This is a genomic window from Serpens gallinarum, assembly GCF_014836765.1.
Lineage (GTDB): Bacteria > Pseudomonadota > Gammaproteobacteria > Pseudomonadales > Pseudomonadaceae > Serpens > Serpens gallinarum.
Genome location: NZ_JACSQG010000004.1, coordinates 56,516 through 73,932, shown reverse-complemented (window position 1 = coordinate 73,932; position 17,417 = coordinate 56,516). Strand labels below are relative to the sequence as shown.

The window sequence follows — 17,417 nt, the reverse complement described above, 5'->3', positions numbered from 1 at the left end:
GATGCAGATGACCAACGTGGTTGAGAGTGGCCTGCTGCATGCCTTCGTGATGGATGGCCGAGGCGGTGCGCGAGGACTGGCACCCGAGGACCTTGAAGGGCTTTGCCTGGAAGAGGGGGAGAGCCTCTGGTTGCATTGGGATCGCGGTCATGTCCAGGCGCAACGGTGGTTGCGCACGGCCAGCGGGCTCTCTGTCTTCAGTTGCGATCTGCTGCTCGAAGACGCAACCCGCCCGCGTGTGCTGACGCTGGACGACGAGCAACTGCTGCTGTTTCTGCGCGGCGTCAATTTCAATCCCGGCGCCGAGCCGGAGGACATGGTGTCGGCGCGCTTCTTCGCCGATAGCCGACGGCTTGTTTCACTGCGTCTGCGCCCCCTACATGCAACCGATGAGATGATTGCCGCCTGGGCACGCAGCGAAGGACCGAAAACGCCTTCCGAAGCCTTGTTGTACCTGGCTGAGAGCATGACCGAGAAGCTTGAGGCGCCACTGACTCAGCTGGCTGAGCAGCTCGATGAACTGGAAGAGCGTGCCGAAGCCGATGAGCGTCATTTGCCTGAACATGGTTCACTCCTGCAGATTCGTCGCCGGGCGGCTGCGTTGCGCCGTTTTCTTACCCCGCAGCGTGATCTGTTCGCCACGCTGTCACGCAGTCGTCTGTCCTGGTTCGTGGCGGACGATACCGTTTACTGGAATGAGCTTAACAACCGCTTGATCCGGTATCTGGAAGAGCTTGAATCGATCCGCGAGCGAGTGGCCTTGCTGCTGGAAGCTGAACAGCAACGGCGCAGCGAGCATGTGGGACGAACCCTCTACCGCCTGGCCATCATTACCGGTTTGTTTCTGCCGCTGAGTTTTTTGGCTGGATTGCTGGGCGTCAATGTCGGTGGCATGCCGGGGATCGAAAGCCCTTATGGGTTTCTGCTGGTGTGCCTGTTAATGGCGCTAGTGCTGGCCATTGAGTGGTGGTGGTTCCGCCGTTTGCGCTGGTTGTGATGTGACTTGCCCATTTCTCGCCACGTCTAGCCGACAGGCAACCCGAGGTTCCCATGCAAGATCCCTTTGAAGAATCCCTGCGCGACATGCTCAAATCGGTGCCGGCCTCCCATGATGACGGGGCTGCGCTGGGACGTGTTCTGAAGACCGCCAATCGCCAGGTTGGAGCCGGTGATCTTTTCTCGCTGGTGGGTAACTGGTTCGAGGCGCTGATGATTGCCCTGAACAACGGTTCGGGGCACCTCAAGCCGACCTCACGAAAACTCTCTGCATCCGCTCGTTTTGCTGAAAAAAAGGCTGACTGAATAATGGAATTCGATCCCTGGACCCAAAGCCTCGTCAACGCCATGAGTACCATGTGGGGCTCGGTAGCGGCGTTCATTCCTCGGATGTTCGGCGCGCTGGTCGTGGTGCTGCTTGGTTTCGTGGTAGCCAAGCTGCTTGATACGCTGTTGTCGAAGCTGCTGGCCAAGATCGGCCTCGACCGGTTGATGGCCGGTACCGGCATGAACAAGATGATGTCTCGCGTGGGCATCCGGGTTCCGGTGTCCACCCTGATTGGCAAGATCGTTTACTGGTTCGTGTTATTGGTGTTCCTGGTCTCGGCGGCCGAGTCGCTGGGGCTGCAGCGGGTATCCGCGACCCTCGACGTGTTCGCTCTGTATTTGCCCAAGGTGTTCGGCGCGGCTCTGGTTTTGCTCGCCGGTGTGCTGCTCGCCCAACTGGCGAGCAGTCTGGTGCGTGGCGCCGCCGAAGGTGTCGGCTTGGAATATGCCAATACCCTTGGCCGTGTGGCCCAGGCCATGGTGATCATCATCAGCATCTCAGTGGCTATTGGCCAACTTGAGGTCAAGACCGATCTGCTCAACAACATCATTGCCATCGTGCTGATCACGGTTGGACTGGCGGTGGCGCTGGCGTTGGGGCTGGGCAGTCGGGACATCGCCGGGCAGATCATTGCCGGGATCTACGTACGGGAACTGTATGAGGTCGGGCAGGATGTCGTGGTCGCGGAAATCAAAGGCCAAATCGAAGAAATTGGTACGGTGAAAACCGTTTTGCTCACCGATGAGGGCGAATTGGTGTCGATTGCCAATCGAATGATGCTAGAACATCGGGTCAGCAGCCGCTAAGGCTGCAATCCTGCTACTGTATGCACCGATTTGCCCGACCCTAAGGGCTGATGCGGATTCGACCCGACCTCCGATAGACTAGTTTTGAATAAAGCCCATCCCCCCAGCCAGCGCTACAATCCCCGCGATCTATCCGATGAGGAGTTGGTCGCGCGCGCCCATTCGGAGTTGTTTCACGTTACTCGGGCCTACGAGGAGTTGATGCGTCGTTATCAGCGCACCCTGTTCAATGTCTGTGCCCGTTATCTGGGTAATGACCGGGATGCCGATGATGTTTGTCAGGAAGTCATGCTCAAGGTTTTGTATGGCTTGAAGAACTTCGAAGGCAAGTCGAAGTTCAAAACTTGGCTATACAGCATCACCTACAACGAATGCATTACCCAGTATCGCAAGGAACGTCGCAAGCGCAGGCTGCTCGATGCTCTGAGTCTGGATCCTCAGGAAGAAGCCGCGGAAGAAAAAACCGCCACGCTTCAAGATACCGGGGGATTGGATCGCTGGCTGGTGCACGTCAATCCGATCGATCGTGAAATACTCGTGTTGCGGTTTGTCGCAGAGCTGGAGTTTCAGGAAATTGCCGACATCATGCACATGGGCTTGAGTGCCACCAAGATGCGCTACAAGCGCGCCTTGGACCGAATGCGGGAAAAATTTTCCGGCGCGCTGGAAACTTTGTAGCGGCAATCCCCCTCTATGGTTCAGGCTCCTCGAACTTTTAAATCACAAGTTCATTATCAGGAGCGCACATACCACATCAGATGGGGATATAAGGATGAAGCTCAAGAACACCTTAGGTGTTGCCATTGGCTCCCTGCTTGCCGCGACTTCTTTGCAGACGCTGGCCCAAGGTCAAGGTGCTGTTGAGGTGGAAGCCTTCGGTAAACAATATTACCCGGATAGCCGACGTGATATTGAAAGCTCAGGTGAGCTCTACGGCGCAGGTATCAGCACCTTTCTCACCGATGATGTTTCTCTGGGCTTGTCCTATGGCGAATATCACGATCTCTCCTCAGACGATCCCGTCGCCGCCGATGGCGGGCACAAAAACATCAAAGGTAGCTTGGCGGCTCTCGATGCCGTCTATCACTTCGGTGAGCCAGGTGTAGGGCTGCGCCCGTACCTGTCCGCCGGAGTGGCGCACCAGAGCATTGGCCAGGCTGACCGCAGTGGCCGCGACAGCAGCACGTTTGCCAATGTCGGCGCAGGGGTGAAATATTATTTCACTGAGATGTTCTTCGCCCGCGCTGGTGTCGATGGCATGCATAACATCGACCGTGGCGACAGCGAGTGGATGGCCGGTGTCGGCGTGGGTTTGAACTTTGGCGGAACCCAGCGTGAGGTAGCGGCAGCACCGGAGCCGATGCCGGAGCCGATGCCTCAGGAAGAGCCAGTACCTGACGTGGTAAGTGTCGAGCTGGACGTCAAGTTCGACTTCGATAAGGACGTCGTGCGGCCTGACAGTTACGCCGATATTCAGAACCTCGCGGACTTCATGAGCCAGTACCCGGATACCCGGACCACGGTCGAAGGCCATACTGACTCCGTGGGCACCGATGCCTATAACCTCGACCTGTCCGAGCGGCGCGCCAACTCTGTGCGCAAGGTATTGGTTGATGATTACGGTGTTGGCGGCAACCGTGTCGACTCGATCGGCTACGGTGAAACCCGACCGGTCGCGGACAACGCAACCGAGGAAGGACGCGCGATCAACCGTCGTGTGGAAGCGCATGTGGAAGCTGAGGCTCAATAAGCTTCCTCCCCAGTTAGGAAAAACCGGCTTCGGCCGGTTTTTTCGTTTAGGCGGATTGCGACAGTTGCAACGTGGCGGGAAGCGCCGCTACTTCGCCAATTACCAGGATCGCCGGACTTTTCAATTGAAAGTCCGTAGCCGCCTGTTGCATGGCGGCTAATGTGCTGCGGCAATGGCGTTGCTGCGGCAGGGAAGCATTTTCGATCAGGGCCACCGGCATGTTGCTGCGCATACCACCGGCCAGCAGGCTGTCACGCACTTCTGTCAGTTTGGCCACGCCCATGTACACCACCAAGGTAGTGCCGCCCTTGGCCAGCGCGGCCCAGTCCTGCGTACTGTCATCCTGGGTGTGAGCGGTCACCAGGGTTACGCCACGGGCAATGCCGCGCCGGGTCAAGGGTATGCCACAAGCAGTGGGGCCGGACAGCCCGGCGGTAATGCCGTTGACGATTTCGACTGGGATGCCGCGAGCGCTCAACCAGTCGGCTTCTTCACTGCCGCGACCAAAAATGCACGGATCGCCGCCCTTCAGGCGCACCACACACTTGTCCTGCCGGGCGTAGCGCAGCATGAGCCGGTGAATGAACGCCTGGGGTGTAGAGCGACAGCCGCCGCGCTTGCCCACCGGGATCACACGGGCATTGGGGCAGTGCTCCAGTACCGCCGGGTTGACCAGATCATCAATCATCACGATGTCGGCGTGCTGCAACGCCTTCACCGCCTTGAGTGTGAGTAACTCCGGATCACCGGGACCCGCACCGACCAGCCAGACTTTTGCATTCATGGTTTTTCCTTCCATAACGAATATGTTCAAACAGCCATCGGCCGACTTGCCAGCAATCGCCGGATCTCAGGCACGCAAGAGCCACAACTGGTACCGCATTTGAGTTCGTGTTTCAGGCCGCTGAGATCGAGCCCCCTGGCTATGCCGGCGCAGACACTGTTTTCGCTGACGTTCAGGCAATTGCACAGGGTCTTGCTGGGTTTGGTGTCGCCGCCGGGTTGCGCAGAAAGCGGGGCCAGCAGCCAGCGGCGCAGTTCGGTGTCAAACCGGCCTTCTTCCCATAGGCTTTGCAGCCAGTCACGGGCCAGGGTTTCGCCGGCCAGGCGCAGGGCGACGATGCGATCGTCCTCAATGCGCAGGCGCTTGCCCACTGTGCGGTGCGGGTCGTCGTAGGCCAGGACCGCTCCTTCGTGCAGGCCGAGCAACCTATCGATACGTGCCAGCCACTCGGCATCAGGCGCCCGTGAGTGGGCGGCCTTGATCCGCAATGCCGGGCGATCGCGCCCCGCCAGGCTCAGGTTGGCGTAGGCGAAGTTTTCAAATAACGGGCGTAACTCGTTGAAATGGCGCTGCACATCGCCTTCGATCAGGACAAACAACTGCCAAGGCAGCTCCACTTTTTCTACGTCAACGGCACTGATTTTAAGCTCCGGCTGCTTGGACAGCGGGTCGAAAGCGGGCTGGGTCAGCACGTTAATACCCAGGCCTTTGAGAAAGCGGTTGCCCCAATGCATGGGCAGCCAGGCCTGGCCGGGGAGCAGCGCTTCGTCGGCGTGAACCGGCAGGATCAGGCTGCCGCGCCGGCTGCGCAGCCGCACCAGATCGCCGTGCCGCAGCTGGCGTTGGCGCAAATCATCAGGATGCAGGCCGAGCACCGCGTCTGGCGCGTGGCCAAACAGCTGCGCGGCGGTGCCGGTACGGCTCATGCCGTGCCACTGATCCCGCAGGCGACCGGTATTGAGGAGCAGCGGATAACGGGCGTCGCGTAGTTCTTTCGCGGCCCGGTAAGGCTCGGCGATAAAGCGCGCGCGGCCATCTGCGGTAGAAAAGCGCCCGTCGAGGTACAGGCGCGGCGTGCCCTGGCGGGCGCCAGGCGGAAACGGCCATTGCTGCGGGCCCAGTTGTTCCAGCACAGCGTGGCTGAGGCCGGAATAATCCAGGTCGCGGCCAGCAGTGAGGCCCTTGTACTCCTCGAACAGCGCTTCGGGGCTAGTAAAGTCGAACAGGCTCGGCCGGCCAGGCCGTAGGCGCTGCTCCAGACGGCGGGCGAAATCGCAGATGATGGACCAGTCCGTGCGCGCCTCGCCGGGTGGCGTGACGGCGCGGCGTACCCGGCTGATGCGCCGTTCCGAGTTGGTCACGGTGCCGTCTTTTTCACCCCAACTGGCGGCGGGGAGTAACAAATCGGCGAAGCTGCAGGTTTCTGTCGTGGCGAAGGCGTCCTGCACCACCACGCACGGACAACGACTCAGCGCCTCATGAATTTTTTGCTGGTCCGGCAGCGACTGCGCCGGGTTGGTGCAGGCGATCCACAGCGCCTTGATGCGTCCGTCATGTACCGCGTCGAACAGCTCCACGGCGGAAAGGCCGTTGGTTACCGGCAATTGCTCCACGCCCCAATAGGCCGCGACTTCGGCACGGTGTTCAGGGTTGCCTGCTTCGCGATGGCCGGGCAGCAGGTTGCTCAGGCTGCCGGTTTCACGGCCGCCCATGGCGTTCGGCTGGCCGGTCAGGGAAAAGGGGCCGGCGCCAGGTTTGCCAATTTGCCCGGTGGCCAGGTGCAGGTTGATCAGCGCGCTGTTTTTGGCGCTGCCGGCGGTGGATTGGTTCAGGCCCATGCACCACAGGCTCAGGAAGGTGGGTGCACTGCTAATCAGGCGGGCGCAGTGTTGCAGTTCCTCGAGGCTGATGCCGCATAGCCGGGCGACGCTGGCCGGCGAATAGTCACGCACCAGTAGCTTGAGCTCATCGAAGCCCTGGGTGTGCGCATCGATATAGGCTCGGTCGATCCAGCCTTCCCACAGCAACAGGTGCAGCAGGCCGTGGAACAATGCGACATCGGTACCGGGCAGGATGGCCAGGTGCAGGTCGGCCAGTTCGCAGGTGTCGGTGCGCCGCGGGTCGACCACGATGATGCGCATCTGTGGGCGTGCCGCTTTGGCGGCTTCCAGACGGCGGAACAACACCGGGTGGGCGTAGGCCATGTTGCTGCCGACAATCAGCAGGCAGTCGCTTTGTTCGATGTCCTCGTAGGAGCAGGGCGGGGCATCGGCGCCCAGGCTGCGCTTGTAGCCCACCACTGCGCTGGACATGCACAGCCGCGAATTGCTGTCGATGTTGTTGGTGTGCACCATGGCGCGGGCCAGTTTGTTGAAGGCGTAGTAGTCCTCGGTCAGCAACTGGCCGGAAATGTAGAAGGCCACGCTGTCCGGGCCGTGCGCGGTGATAGTGTCCGCGAACACCGTGGCGGCGTGGTCCAGTGCGGTGTCCCAGTCGGTGCGGCTGCGGGCCGGGGTTTTACCCAGGCGCAGCTCAGGGTACCGGGCGCGGGCGTCGACATCGCCGGTCAGGTGCAGGGACGCGCCCTTGCTGCAAAGCCGGCCGAAATTGGCCGGATGGTCAGGGTCGCCTTGTACGCCGAGGATGCGCTCGCCGTCGTGTTCGATAAGCACGCCGCAGCCGACACCACAGTAGCAACAGGTCGAAGCGGTGATAGTGGGCTTAGTAGGCACGACACCCGATTCCAGGATTGGCGGCGGGTTCATGCGCAGTCGGCCGCGGTGTTTGGGTGCATGACCTGAGGCGGGCTAGCGGGACTGTGCGGGTCCCGATGGGCCCCGTCGCCGAAGCAGCTTTGGCCGAACATCATGTAATCGCGTATCTGGCTGATATCGCTCCGTTCGCGCACCTGGCGGAAATACCAGCCGCCGTCAGCGGTGTCGCCATACAGGCAGGCGCCAACCAGTATGTTGTCCTTGATCACCAGTTTTTTGTATACGCCGCCGAGAGGGTCGGAGAGGATGATGGTTTCGGTGCCTTCAGCACCCATGAAGTCTCCAGCCGAGAACAGGTCGATGCCGGTGACCTTGAGCTTGGTGGAGGTGACTGAGCCCTTGTATAGGCCAATGCCGAACTGAGCCAGATGGTTGGCGCAGACCTTGGCCTGCTCGAACAGCGGCGCCACCAGGCCATAGGTGGTGCCGCGATGGTTGGCGCACTCGCCGACTGCGTAGATGCGCGGGTCGTAAGTCTGCATCGTGTCGTTGACCAGGATGCCGCGGTTGCAGGGCAGGCCAGCGCTTTCTGCCAGAGCGGCATTCGGGCGAATGCCGGCGGCCATGACCACCAGGTCGGCAGACACCACCTCGCCGTCCTTGAAGCGGACAGCGCAGACGCGGCCGTCACCGTTGTTGAGCAACTCGTCGGTGACGGCGCTTAGACGAAAGCGGATGCCGCGTGATTCCAGGGCGCTCTGCAGCAACTTGCCGGCGGTACGGTCGAGCTGACGCTCCAGCAGCCAGTCGCCCAGGTGCACCACGGTGACGTCCATGCCCCGTTGCTTGAGACCGTTGGCGGCTTCCAGGCCGAGCAGGCCGCCGCCGATGATCACGGCGTGACGGTGGGTCTTGGCGGTGTCCAGCATTGTGCGGGTGTCGGCAATGTCGCGGTAGCCGATCACGCCGTTCAGTCGGTGTCCCGGCACCGGCAGGATAAACGGGGTGGAGCCGGTGGCGAGCAGCAGGCGATCGTATTCAACCTCGCTGCCGTCGTCGGCAATCACTGCGCGCCGGTGACGGTCGATCTTCACCGCCGTGCGGCCAAGCAGCAGGCGGATGCTGTGCTGTGCATACCAGTCGAGGTCGTTGAGGACAATTTCCTCGAAGGTCTGTTCGCCTGCCAAGACCGGCGACAGGAGGATGCGGTTGTAATTGGGGTGCGGCTCGGCGCCGAACACGGTGATGTCGTAAAGATCTGGAGTGAGCTTGAGCAACTCCTCCAGTGTGCGCACTCCGGCCATGCCGTTGCCCACCAACACCAGCTTGAGTTTTTTCATCCTGCTTCTCCGTCACGGAGGCCGAAGCCGAAAAACAAAAAAGGCGTCCCGCCGGTTATCCGGCAAGGACGCCTTTGTCCTGTTCCCCGATTCATTCGGGAAGCGCTGGCTGTCGTCGTTGAGGGCCGAGCGCGATGTCTGTTCAGTGGGGATAAAGCAGGGGTTGTGCCAACTGGTCAAACGGCCGATCCAGGAGCTTTTCAGGAGCGCTGGGTCCGCTGGAGCTGCACCGCAATAGTGCGGGTTGCCCGCATGGGTGCGCGTTCGCTGGGCGGTGTACGCGAGGCGGTGTTCGGGTCAGGGAAAGCAGGCCGGTACACGAAGGTGTACCGGCCTCAGGCTTAGTGCGCCATGAAACGGCGGAAGCCTTGCAGCTCCGTGCGAATCACGGGCAAGAGCTGTTGCACGACCTGCATCGGATTAGGCAGAGCATTGTCATTGGCCTGGCTGGCCTGCATCGCGGTGAAGTTGCCATTGGCGAAGGGCACTACGACCTTGTGGTGTTCATCAATAAAGGCCAAACGATCCCAGTCGCCGGCGATCAGCGTACGGTTGGCCTTGGGTTCGAACAGGCTGTGGCCGATGCTGTAATCGCGTCCCGGATTCTGCACGCCGAGCAACGGCAACAGAGTTGGCAACAGGTCGACATGGCTGGTGCGCAGGCTTTCTTGCTGGGCTTCCCGACCGGGCACCCAGAGCACCATCGGTACGCGGATCTGCTCATCGGAGAAGGTGGAATTGTGGCCCCAGCGGCCGTGCTCCATAAACTCCTCGCCATGATCGCCGGTGATCACGATCAGCGTGTCGTTCATCAGGTCCTTGGCCTTCAGGTGGTCGAGTACCCGGGCGATCTGGCCGTCCAAGTGATGCACGGCGTTCAGGTAGCGCTTGCGAATGCCTTCGATATCACGCTCAAGATCCATACTGGCGTAGCTGAAATCTGGCAGGTAATCCGGTTCGATCACCGACTCGGGCGGGAAATTGTAATTGGCGTGGGGCGACTCGAAGAACATGAACGTCATGAACGGTTTGTTCGGGTCGCGCTGGTCGATGAAGTCCAGCAGGTCGCCAACGTTCTTGCGATCGCGCTGCCAGGTGGGGGCGCTGTCGAACGCTTGCATCTGCTCCGGTGGGACGCGGACGAACAAGGTCTTGTCGAACTCCGGATAGGTGAACTTGGCGCTGGTGAACAGACGGATCTGATAGTCCTGCTGCTGCAGCACGTCGATCACTGGGCTACCGATTCGCGCGTTGAGCACCGGGAACCAGAGGTTGGCCGGTAGACCGTAGAACTGACTGAACAGCCCCATGCGTGTGCCGTTGCCGCCGGAAAAGTGGTTCTGATAGCGCAGCGCGTGTTCGGAGAAGGCCGTCGTTTGGGGCATGACATAGGCATTGAGGGTGTCGGCACGCCAGGACTCGGACACCAGCCAGACCAGGTTCAGCGGTTTTTCCGGCGGCTGGATGTATAGAGGTGCCTGCGGGTAGGCCAGTTGGCCCTTGAGGGTGGCGTTTTCGATTTTCAGGCTTTGCGGACGGTCCAGCCCCAGCGTTTCATCCAGGAATCGGCTCATGGTCAGCGGCTGATAGAAAGGTACGCGTTGCGCCGTTTCCAGCAACGGGGTGTAGCCATAAAACTGGCTCACGGCATAACTGAATCGATCACCCAAGGTCATGATGAAGAACAGCGACAACACCCAGGCCATGCGCGGCAGGCGCAGGCGGGGAGCGAAACGGAGCACGGCGCTGGCCAGCAGGCGCAATACTGTCTGGCTGAGGAGAAAGCCGAAGCCAATCATGGCGAAGCCGAAATAGCTGGACTCCGAAGAGCCCAGCGCGGCAATACCGCCTGGCGTGGTAATGATGTTCCAGACGAAGCCATTTAAATGGAAGCCGTACAGGGTCCATAGCAGGCCATCGGTATAAACCAACAGCTGCACCAACGTAGTCATCACGATCTGCACTGTGAATTGCCCACCGCGGGGCAACCAGCGGCTCAGGCGACTCAGCAACCACGAGGGGAAGAGGAACATCAATGCGTAGGTGCCAATCAGCACGAACTGATAAAACATCAAGCCAGGCGTGGTCGAAGCTTCAAAAAAAGTAGTCAGGTGCACTGCCAGCGCTAACCAGCTCAGCATCCAGAACAGGGTATCGGCACGCAGGCGATAGGGAATTGGGCGATGCATGGAAATTCCTGTGTCTCGGGAGCCATGCTCCCCGCAAGTTGGCAAGAGCGCTTTCGGGCATTCAATGGCGGTCAGGAGCGACGCTCTGTGACCGAATGCTGATTGCGCTGAGGTGGCAGGGCAGAAACTCGCACGGATTGCTTGACACAGGTGCATCGTTTCTTGCCTGCGTGGAGGGATAATCGGCGGGAGAGAACGTTTCTTTAATAACAAACAGGCCTGTTTTGCACAGGCCCTGAACACATGGAGATCACGCTGCCGGTCGCTGCTGGCGCTGATAGAGGAATTCCAGCACCGCGCTGCGGTAGCGGTGGTACTGGGTATCGTTGGCCAGTGCCAGACGGTTACGCGGTCGCGCCAGTTCGACCCTGACGATGTCACCGATTGTAGCGGCCGGGCCGTTGCTCATCATCACGATACGGTCGGAGAGCAGCACTGCCTCGTCAACGTCATGGGTCACCATCACCACCGTGCTGCGGGTGGCGGTAACGATGCGCAGCAGCTCATCCTGCAGGTGGGCGCGGGTCAGGGCGTCCAACGCGCCGAACGGCTCATCCATAAGCAGCACCTTGGGTTCCATGGCCAGTGCGCGTGCGATGCCGACGCGCTGTTTCATGCCGCCGGAGATCTCGCTGGGGTATTTGTGCAGGGCGTGATCCAGGCCAACCATGTGCAACGCCGCCTCGGTGCGCGCGGTGCGCTGAGCTTTGCTTTCCTGAGCGAACACCTTCTCCACCGCCAGGTAGACATTGGCGAAGCAGGTCATCCAGGGCAGCAGGCTGTGGTTCTGGAATACCACGCCACGCTCCGGCCCTGGACCGTCGATTTCCCGGCCATTGCAAATCAGTCCGCCCTCGCTGGCATCCAGCAGGCCGGCGATGAGGTTGAGGACGGTGGACTTGCCGCAGCCGGAGTGGCCAATCAGCGAAACGAATTCGCCCTGGGCGATGCTCAAGTTGACGTCGCTGAGGGCCTGAAAGCGGCCTTTGCGGGTATCGAAGTGCTTGCTGACTCGGGTCAGCTCAACGAATTTGTCCATCACAAAGCTCCTGCGTGCTGTGTACGTTTGGCGGACAACACACAACGGTTGTCCACCCGGGGTTCAGGCCGTAGGTAAATGTCGTTTTGGGAGGTGACAGCCAGCGTGCTGGCCTAACAATCAGCTCGCGTAATCGAAACGCTTGGCCAGCCACACAAGACTCTGTTCCAGTACCAGGCCAACCAGGCCGACGATGATGATGGCGATCAGAATGTGCTCGACGTTGAGGTTGTTCCATTCGTCCCACACCCAGAAGCCCAGACCGATGCCGCCGGTGAGCATTTCCGCCGCAACGATCACCAGCCAGGCGACGCCGATGGCCAGGCGAATGCCGGTCATCAGGTGCGGCAGCACCGCGGGGAACAGGATGCGGGTAAGCACCTTGAACTCGGAGAGCTTGAGCACTCGCGCCACGTTCAGGTAATCCTGCGGCACGCTGGCCACGCCGGCGGCGGTGTTGAGGATGATCGGCCAGATCGCGCTGATGAAGATCACCCAGATGGACGCCGGCCCGGCCGCCTCGAAGACCAGCAGGCCAATGGGCAGCCAGACCAGCGGCGAGACCGGGCGCAGCAGGCTGATGATGGGTGACAGCATGCTGGCCAGGAAGGCGAAGCGGCCGATGGCGAAGCCCAGCGGAATGCCGACCAGCGCCGCCAAGCCGAAACCGACCCCGACCCGACCCAGCGAGTTGAGAATGTTCCAGCCGATACCCATGTCGTTGGGGCCGTTGTCGTAGAAGGGGTCGGCAAACAACAGCAGCGCCGCCTGCCCGGTGCTCAGCGGTCCTGGTAGTCCTGTGCTTTTCGCTGCAATCAGCGACCAGACGAATAGAAACAGCGCAATCCCCAGGAGCGGCGGCACGCAGGCCTTGAACAGCGGGCGCAGTAGAGTGGCCAGCGTTCTGGTCGGCAACTGCGCGCTGGGCGTTTGCAGGGGGGGCGTCACGGAAGCATTCATGGTGACTCTCCTAAATGTCAGGCTTTGACGGCAAACGACTGGACGTAGGCCGCCGGGTTGCTGCCATCCCAGAGCTTGCCGTCGATCAGCGTGCTGCTGCGCATCACGCTATCCGGTACAGGCAGGTTGAGCGCGCTGGCTGCCTCGCGGTACAGCGCGGTCTGGTTAATGCCTGCGGCCACGGCGGCGTAGTTCGGCTCCTCCTTGATCAGACCCCAGCGGCGGAACTGGGTAAGAAACCACATGCCGTCGGAGTGATAGGGGAAGTTGACGCTGCCTTCACGGCAGAAAACCATGGCGTGCGGGTCCTGCCAGCTCTTGCCCAGGCCGTCCTCGTAGTTGCCGAGGAAGCGCTGCTCGATCACGTCCACCGGCGCGTTCACATAGGCCTTGCCGGCGATCAGCCTGGCCGTGCTTTTGCGGTTCTCCACGCTGGCATCAATGAACTGGCTGGCTTCCAGCAAGGACATGACCAGTGCGCGGGCGGTATTGGGGTATCGCTCGATAAAAGAGCGCGTGGTGCCGAGCACTTTTTCCGGGTGATCCGGCCAGATCTGCTGGCTGGTGGCTGCGGTAAAACCGACCTTGTCGAAGATGGCTCGCGCGCCCCAGGGCTCGCCAACACAGAAGCCGTCCATGTTGCCGACGCGCATGTTGGCCACCATCTGCGGCGGCGGCACGGTGATGGTTTTCACATCGCTCAGCGGGTTGATGCCGTGGGCGGCGAGCCAGTAATACAGCCACATGGCATGCGTGCCGGTGGGAAAGGTCTGGGCGAAGGTCAGCGGCGTGGGCGACTGGCTGACATGGGCGGCCAATTGCTCGCCAGTGGTCACGCCGGCGTCGCGCAGCTGCTTGGAAAGGGTGATGGCCTGGCCGTTCTGATTCAGACCCATGAGCACGGCCATGTCTCTTTGCGGGCCAGCCACGCCCAACTGGGCGCCGTACATCATCCCGTACAGCACGTGGGCGGCATCCAGTTCGCCGGTGTTGAGCTTGTCGCGCACCCCGGCCCAAGACGCTTCCTTGCTCGGGATGATATTCAGCCCGTATTTACTGCCGAAACCCTGGGTGGCGGCCACCACCACCGAAGCGCAGTCAGTGAGCGGGATAAAGCCGATCTTCAGGTCGGTCTTCTCTGGCGCATCCGAGCCGGCGGCCCAGGCACTGCTGCGCAAAAAACCGGGGGCGGCGAGGCTAAGGCCGGTGACGCCGGCAATCGCAATGGACTGTTTGAGAAAGTGGCGACGGTTGCTGTCCAGCGGAATATCCGAATTTCGCTCGCTCATGGGTGTGGCTCCTTTACTCCTGGCAATAAAAAACGGCGTGCCAGACGGTTCCTCCAAAGAGGTCGGTCTGACGAACGCCGTTGTTCGTGAAGCGCAGCCCGCCGCCGTTGGCGTGCTATGCGAAGTTATGTTCCATAAAGCAAAGGGCTTGCCAATTTTTCTTTTCTTATAAAAAGCTTTTAAAACAAAGGGTTGAGATTTTCTTTGTGAGTGGGGGCAGGTAAATGCCTTGTGGTTGTGCGGCGCAGAAGGCGCCCTGCGCCAGAGCAGCGCATGCCGGCGAGCGACTCACAAGTTCGAGGCCGCTCTCGGCTGCGGTGGCTTAGCTAACTTATGGGGACGGCCCCACAGTTCAGGCAGATGCGAATCAGGCCTCGGCTTTGCGGGCCTTGGCGGGAGGAGTAACTAGGCCATCAGCGCGGAACATCGCCTTGATGCCACGCACTGCCTGGCGGATGCGATCCTGATTCTCGATCAAGGCGAAGCGCACATGGTCGTCACCATAGTCGCCAAAGCCGATCCCCGGCGAGACCGACACCTTGGCTTCAGCCAGCAGCTTCTTGGCGAACTCCAGCGAGCCCAGGTGAGCATAAGGTTCAGGAATCTTCGCCCAGATATACATCGAGGCCTTGGGGTTCTCGACCATCCAGCCGGCTTCGTGCAGGCCTTTGACGATCACATCGCGGCGCTGCTTGTACTGCTCGGCGATGTCGCGCACGCATTGCTGGTCGCCTTCCAGCGCGGCGATGGCGGCGACTTGCAGCGGGGTAAAGGTGCCATAGTCATGGTAGCTCTTGATGCGCGCCAGCGCGCTGACCAGCTCGGGGTTGCCGACCATGAAGCCGATGCGCCAGCCCGCCATGTTGTAGCTCTTGGACAGGGTGAAAAATTCCACCGCCACGTCCTTCGCACCGGGAACCTGCATGATCGAGGGCGCCTTCCAGCCGTCGTAGACGATGTCGGCGTAGGCCAGGTCGTGCACCACAAGAATGTCGTACTGCTTGGCCAGCGCCACCACGCGTTCGAAGAAATCCAATTCCACGCACTGGGCCGTGGGGTTGGAGGGAAAGCCGATGATGATCATCTTCGGCTTGGGAATCGACTCGCGGATCGCCCGCTCCAATTCGGCGAAGAAATCCACGCCCGGGATCAGCGGCACCGAGCGCACCTGGGCGCCAGCAATCACCGCGCCGTAGATATGGATCGGATAACTGGGGTTGGGCACCAGCACGGTGTCGCCCTGGTCCAGAGTTGCCAGCATCAGGTGCGCCAGGCCTTCCTTGGAGCCGATGGTGACAATGGCTTCGCTTTCCGGGTCGATCTCCACGGCGTAGCGATCCCTGTACCAGTGCGAGATGGCGCGGCGCAGGCGTGGAATACCGCGGGAGGTGGAGTAACCGTGGGTGTCCTCGCGCTGGGCGACCTGGACCATTTTTTCCACGATGTGCGGTGGCGTGGCGCCGTCCGGGTTACCCATGCTGAAGTCGATGATGTCCTCGCCACGGCGGCGGGCTGCCATCTTCAATTCGGCGGTGATGTTGAACACGTAGGGGGGGAGACGATCGATGCGCGCAAAGCGGCGCGGTGCCTTGTCAGACATGCTTTCCTCGAAGTACGTAAGCGCCCGGAACCGTCCGAGCGACGTTGGCCAGTACGCTGGCCAGGCGCAGAACATACGCCGAATAAGCGACAGGCCGCAAGCTCCGCCTCTGCAGGTTGGCGATTATGAGAGCCGAGCTTACCGCCTCCGATTGTGGCGCTGCTGGCGGCCTCGCCCTCCATGAACGTATGCGCTGCTGGTGGGGGTCGAACTATGGACTGGCTGCTGCGCCGCCGGTTTGCGGGCTGACCCGCCACACGGTATTGCCGACGTCATCGGTGACCAGCAGCGCACCTTGGCTATCCAGGGCTACATCCACGGGCCGCCCCATGGCTTCTTGTTTCTCGTTGAGGAAACCGGTCAGTACATCGATGGGCTGGCCGTTGGGTTTGCCATTGGCGAAGGGAATGAATATCACTTTATAGCCGCTGTGCGGTTTGCGGTTCCAGGAGCCGTGCTGGGCCACGAACAGCCCTTCGTTGAACCGGGGCAGGGCGCTGCGCTCGGCAAAGCTGATGCCCAGCGAGGCGGTGTGGGCGCCGAGTGCGTAATCCGGCACCAGCGCCTTGGCGACCAGGTCCGGACGCGGTGGTGTGACGCGCGCGTCGACGTGCTGGCCGTAGTAGCTGTAAGGCCACCCGTAGAAGCCGCCTTCCTGCACCGAGGTGACGTAGTCCGGCACCAGATCGCTGCCGATTTCATCGCGCTCGTTTACGGCGGTCCACAGGGCGCCGGTGTGCGGTTCCCAATCCAGACCGTTGGGGTTGCGCAGACCTGACGCAAAAATACGCGACTGTCCCGAAGCAAGATCGTACTCCCAGATCGCCGCCCGACCTTCTTCGTTTTCCATGCCGTTTTCGCCCACATTGCTGTTGGAGCCGCTGGTGACATAGAGCTTGCGACCGTCCGGGCTGGCGATCAGATTCTTGGTCCAGTGATGGTTGATCGGTCCGCCTGGCAGGTCCATCACTTTCTCGCCCTGCACATTTATGCGGGTCTGGCCTGCACGATAGGGAAACCGTACCACCGCGTCCGTGTTGGCCACGTACAGCTGATCGCCGACCAGCGCGATGCCGAAGGGCGAGTTGAGATTCTCCAGAAAAGGCGTCTGCACATCGGCTACGCCATCCCGATCGCTGTCGCGCAGCAGACTGATCCGGTTGGCACTGGGGACGCCGGCGCCGGCTCGTTCCATTGCCTTGTCGGTGAACCAGGACTTGATGCTTTTCTTTTTCCCGGGCTTGGGCGGCGCGTTGGTCTCCGCCACCAGGACATCGCCATTGGGCAGTACATACAGCCAGCGGGGATGATCCAAACCCCTCGCGAAAGCGTGTACGACAAGGCCTGCAGCGGGTGAAGGCCGGCCATTCTCCGGCCAGCCCACGGCGGTGGCCACGTTGACGGTTGGAATCAGTGTCTTGTTGGGTTGGGGCAGTGCAGGATCGGGTCCGTAGCCTGCTTCGACAGGTAGCAGAGCGTGTTCGCTGCAGGCACTGAGGCTCAGAACAAGCAGACTGGACAGAAACAGGCGATAAGAGGACATGCGCGCCTCCGGGAAAAGTGGTTTTCCCTTCAGTGGCAGACTCCAGAGCAGGCTGTTTGGTTCTGGATGCCCGAGGCAG

13 protein-coding genes and 1 pseudogene are annotated in these 17,417 nt (G+C 61.0%); 5 read left to right on the top strand and 9 right to left on the bottom strand.

Annotated features, from left to right (window positions below; all coding sequences use genetic code 11):
• The first annotated feature begins 1 nt into the window (after position 1).
• The 5 genes from H9642_RS09645 (at position 2) to H9642_RS09625 (ending at position 3,880) form a co-directional block, all read left to right on the top strand.
• Positions 2-997: a CorA family divalent cation transporter gene (locus H9642_RS09645; RefSeq protein ID WP_251836227.1), complete on the top strand. Its 996-nt coding sequence runs from the start codon at positions 2-4 to the stop codon at positions 995-997.
• Between the two features lie 53 nt (positions 998-1,050).
• Positions 1,051-1,302, top strand: coding sequence for a CrfX protein (locus H9642_RS09640; protein WP_251836226.1), 252 nt, complete (start codon positions 1,051-1,053; stop codon positions 1,300-1,302).
• 3 nt (positions 1,303-1,305) lie between these two features.
• The gene (locus tag H9642_RS09635; protein WP_251836225.1) at positions 1,306-2,130 is read left to right on the top strand and encodes a mechanosensitive ion channel family protein; all 825 of its coding nucleotides are present in this window, start codon (positions 1,306-1,308) and stop codon (positions 2,128-2,130) included.
• 84 nt (positions 2,131-2,214) lie between these two features.
• Positions 2,215-2,808, top strand: coding sequence for an RNA polymerase sigma factor SigX (gene sigX, locus H9642_RS09630; RefSeq protein ID WP_251836224.1), 594 nt, complete (start codon positions 2,215-2,217; stop codon positions 2,806-2,808).
• Positions 2,809-2,902: 94 nt separating this feature from the next.
• On the top strand, positions 2,903-3,880 hold the full coding sequence (locus H9642_RS09625) for an OmpA family protein (protein WP_251836223.1): 978 nt from the start codon (positions 2,903-2,905) through the stop codon (positions 3,878-3,880).
• A 46-nt stretch (positions 3,881-3,926) separates the two neighbouring features.
• Here H9642_RS09625 and cobA read toward each other — a convergent pair whose 3' ends face one another.
• The 9 genes and pseudogenes from cobA to H9642_RS09580 form a co-directional block, all read right to left on the bottom strand.
• The gene (gene cobA / locus H9642_RS09620) at positions 3,927-4,664 is read right to left on the bottom strand and encodes a uroporphyrinogen-III C-methyltransferase (protein WP_251836222.1); all 738 of its coding nucleotides are present in this window, start codon (positions 4,662-4,664) and stop codon (positions 3,927-3,929) included.
• Between the two features lie 26 nt (positions 4,665-4,690).
• Positions 4,691-7,396, bottom strand: a complete 2,706-nt coding sequence (locus H9642_RS09615) for a nitrate reductase (RefSeq protein ID WP_251836221.1) — start codon at positions 7,394-7,396, stop codon at positions 4,691-4,693.
• Between the two features lie 68 nt (positions 7,397-7,464).
• Positions 7,465-8,718: pseudogene (locus H9642_RS09610) on the bottom strand (NAD(P)/FAD-dependent oxidoreductase); the annotation flags it as partial.
• A 341-nt stretch (positions 8,719-9,059) separates the two neighbouring features.
• A complete protein-coding gene (locus H9642_RS09605; protein WP_251836220.1) occupies positions 9,060-10,907 on the bottom strand; it encodes a sulfatase-like hydrolase/transferase in 1,848 nt (615 codons plus the stop codon).
• Between the two features lie 250 nt (positions 10,908-11,157).
• On the bottom strand, positions 11,158-11,946 hold the full coding sequence (locus H9642_RS09600; RefSeq protein WP_251836219.1) for an ABC transporter ATP-binding protein: 789 nt from the start codon (positions 11,944-11,946) through the stop codon (positions 11,158-11,160).
• Between the two features lie 120 nt (positions 11,947-12,066).
• A complete protein-coding gene (gene ntrB / locus H9642_RS09595) occupies positions 12,067-12,906 on the bottom strand; it encodes a nitrate ABC transporter permease (RefSeq protein ID WP_251836218.1) in 840 nt (279 codons plus the stop codon).
• 17 nt (positions 12,907-12,923) lie between these two features.
• Positions 12,924-14,195: a CmpA/NrtA family ABC transporter substrate-binding protein gene (locus H9642_RS09590; RefSeq protein ID WP_251836217.1), complete on the bottom strand. Its 1,272-nt coding sequence runs from the start codon at positions 14,193-14,195 to the stop codon at positions 12,924-12,926.
• A gap of 367 nt (positions 14,196-14,562) precedes the next feature.
• Positions 14,563-15,795: an alanine transaminase gene (gene alaC / locus H9642_RS09585; RefSeq protein ID WP_251836216.1), complete on the bottom strand. Its 1,233-nt coding sequence runs from the start codon at positions 15,793-15,795 to the stop codon at positions 14,563-14,565.
• Between the two features lie 211 nt (positions 15,796-16,006).
• On the bottom strand, positions 16,007-17,338 hold the full coding sequence (locus H9642_RS09580) for a PQQ-dependent sugar dehydrogenase (protein WP_251836215.1): 1,332 nt from the start codon (positions 17,336-17,338) through the stop codon (positions 16,007-16,009).
• Positions 17,339-17,417 lie beyond the last annotated feature (79 nt).

Coding starts and splice junctions, on each gene's coding strand:
- H9642_RS09645 (WP_251836227.1), top strand. CDS start 2: ATGCAGATGACCAACGTGGTTGAGAGTGGCCTGCTGCATGCCTTCGTG.
- H9642_RS09640 (WP_251836226.1), top strand. CDS start 1,051: ATGCAAGATCCCTTTGAAGAATCCCTGCGCGACATGCTCAAATCGGTG.
- H9642_RS09635 (WP_251836225.1), top strand. CDS start 1,306: ATGGAATTCGATCCCTGGACCCAAAGCCTCGTCAACGCCATGAGTACC.
- H9642_RS09625 (WP_251836223.1), top strand. CDS start 2,903: ATGAAGCTCAAGAACACCTTAGGTGTTGCCATTGGCTCCCTGCTTGCC.
- cobA (WP_251836222.1), bottom strand. CDS start 4,664: ATGAATGCAAAAGTCTGGCTGGTCGGTGCGGGTCCCGGTGATCCGGAG.
- H9642_RS09605 (WP_251836220.1), bottom strand. CDS start 10,907: ATGCATCGCCCAATTCCCTATCGCCTGCGTGCCGATACCCTGTTCTGG.
- H9642_RS09600 (WP_251836219.1), bottom strand. CDS start 11,946: ATGGACAAATTCGTTGAGCTGACCCGAGTCAGCAAGCACTTCGATACC.
- ntrB (WP_251836218.1), bottom strand. CDS start 12,906: ATGAATGCTTCCGTGACGCCCCCCCTGCAAACGCCCAGCGCGCAGTTG.
- H9642_RS09590 (WP_251836217.1), bottom strand. CDS start 14,195: ATGAGCGAGCGAAATTCGGATATTCCGCTGGACAGCAACCGTCGCCAC.
- alaC (WP_251836216.1), bottom strand. CDS start 15,795: ATGTCTGACAAGGCACCGCGCCGCTTTGCGCGCATCGATCGTCTCCCC.
- H9642_RS09580 (WP_251836215.1), bottom strand. CDS start 17,338: ATGTCCTCTTATCGCCTGTTTCTGTCCAGTCTGCTTGTTCTGAGCCTC.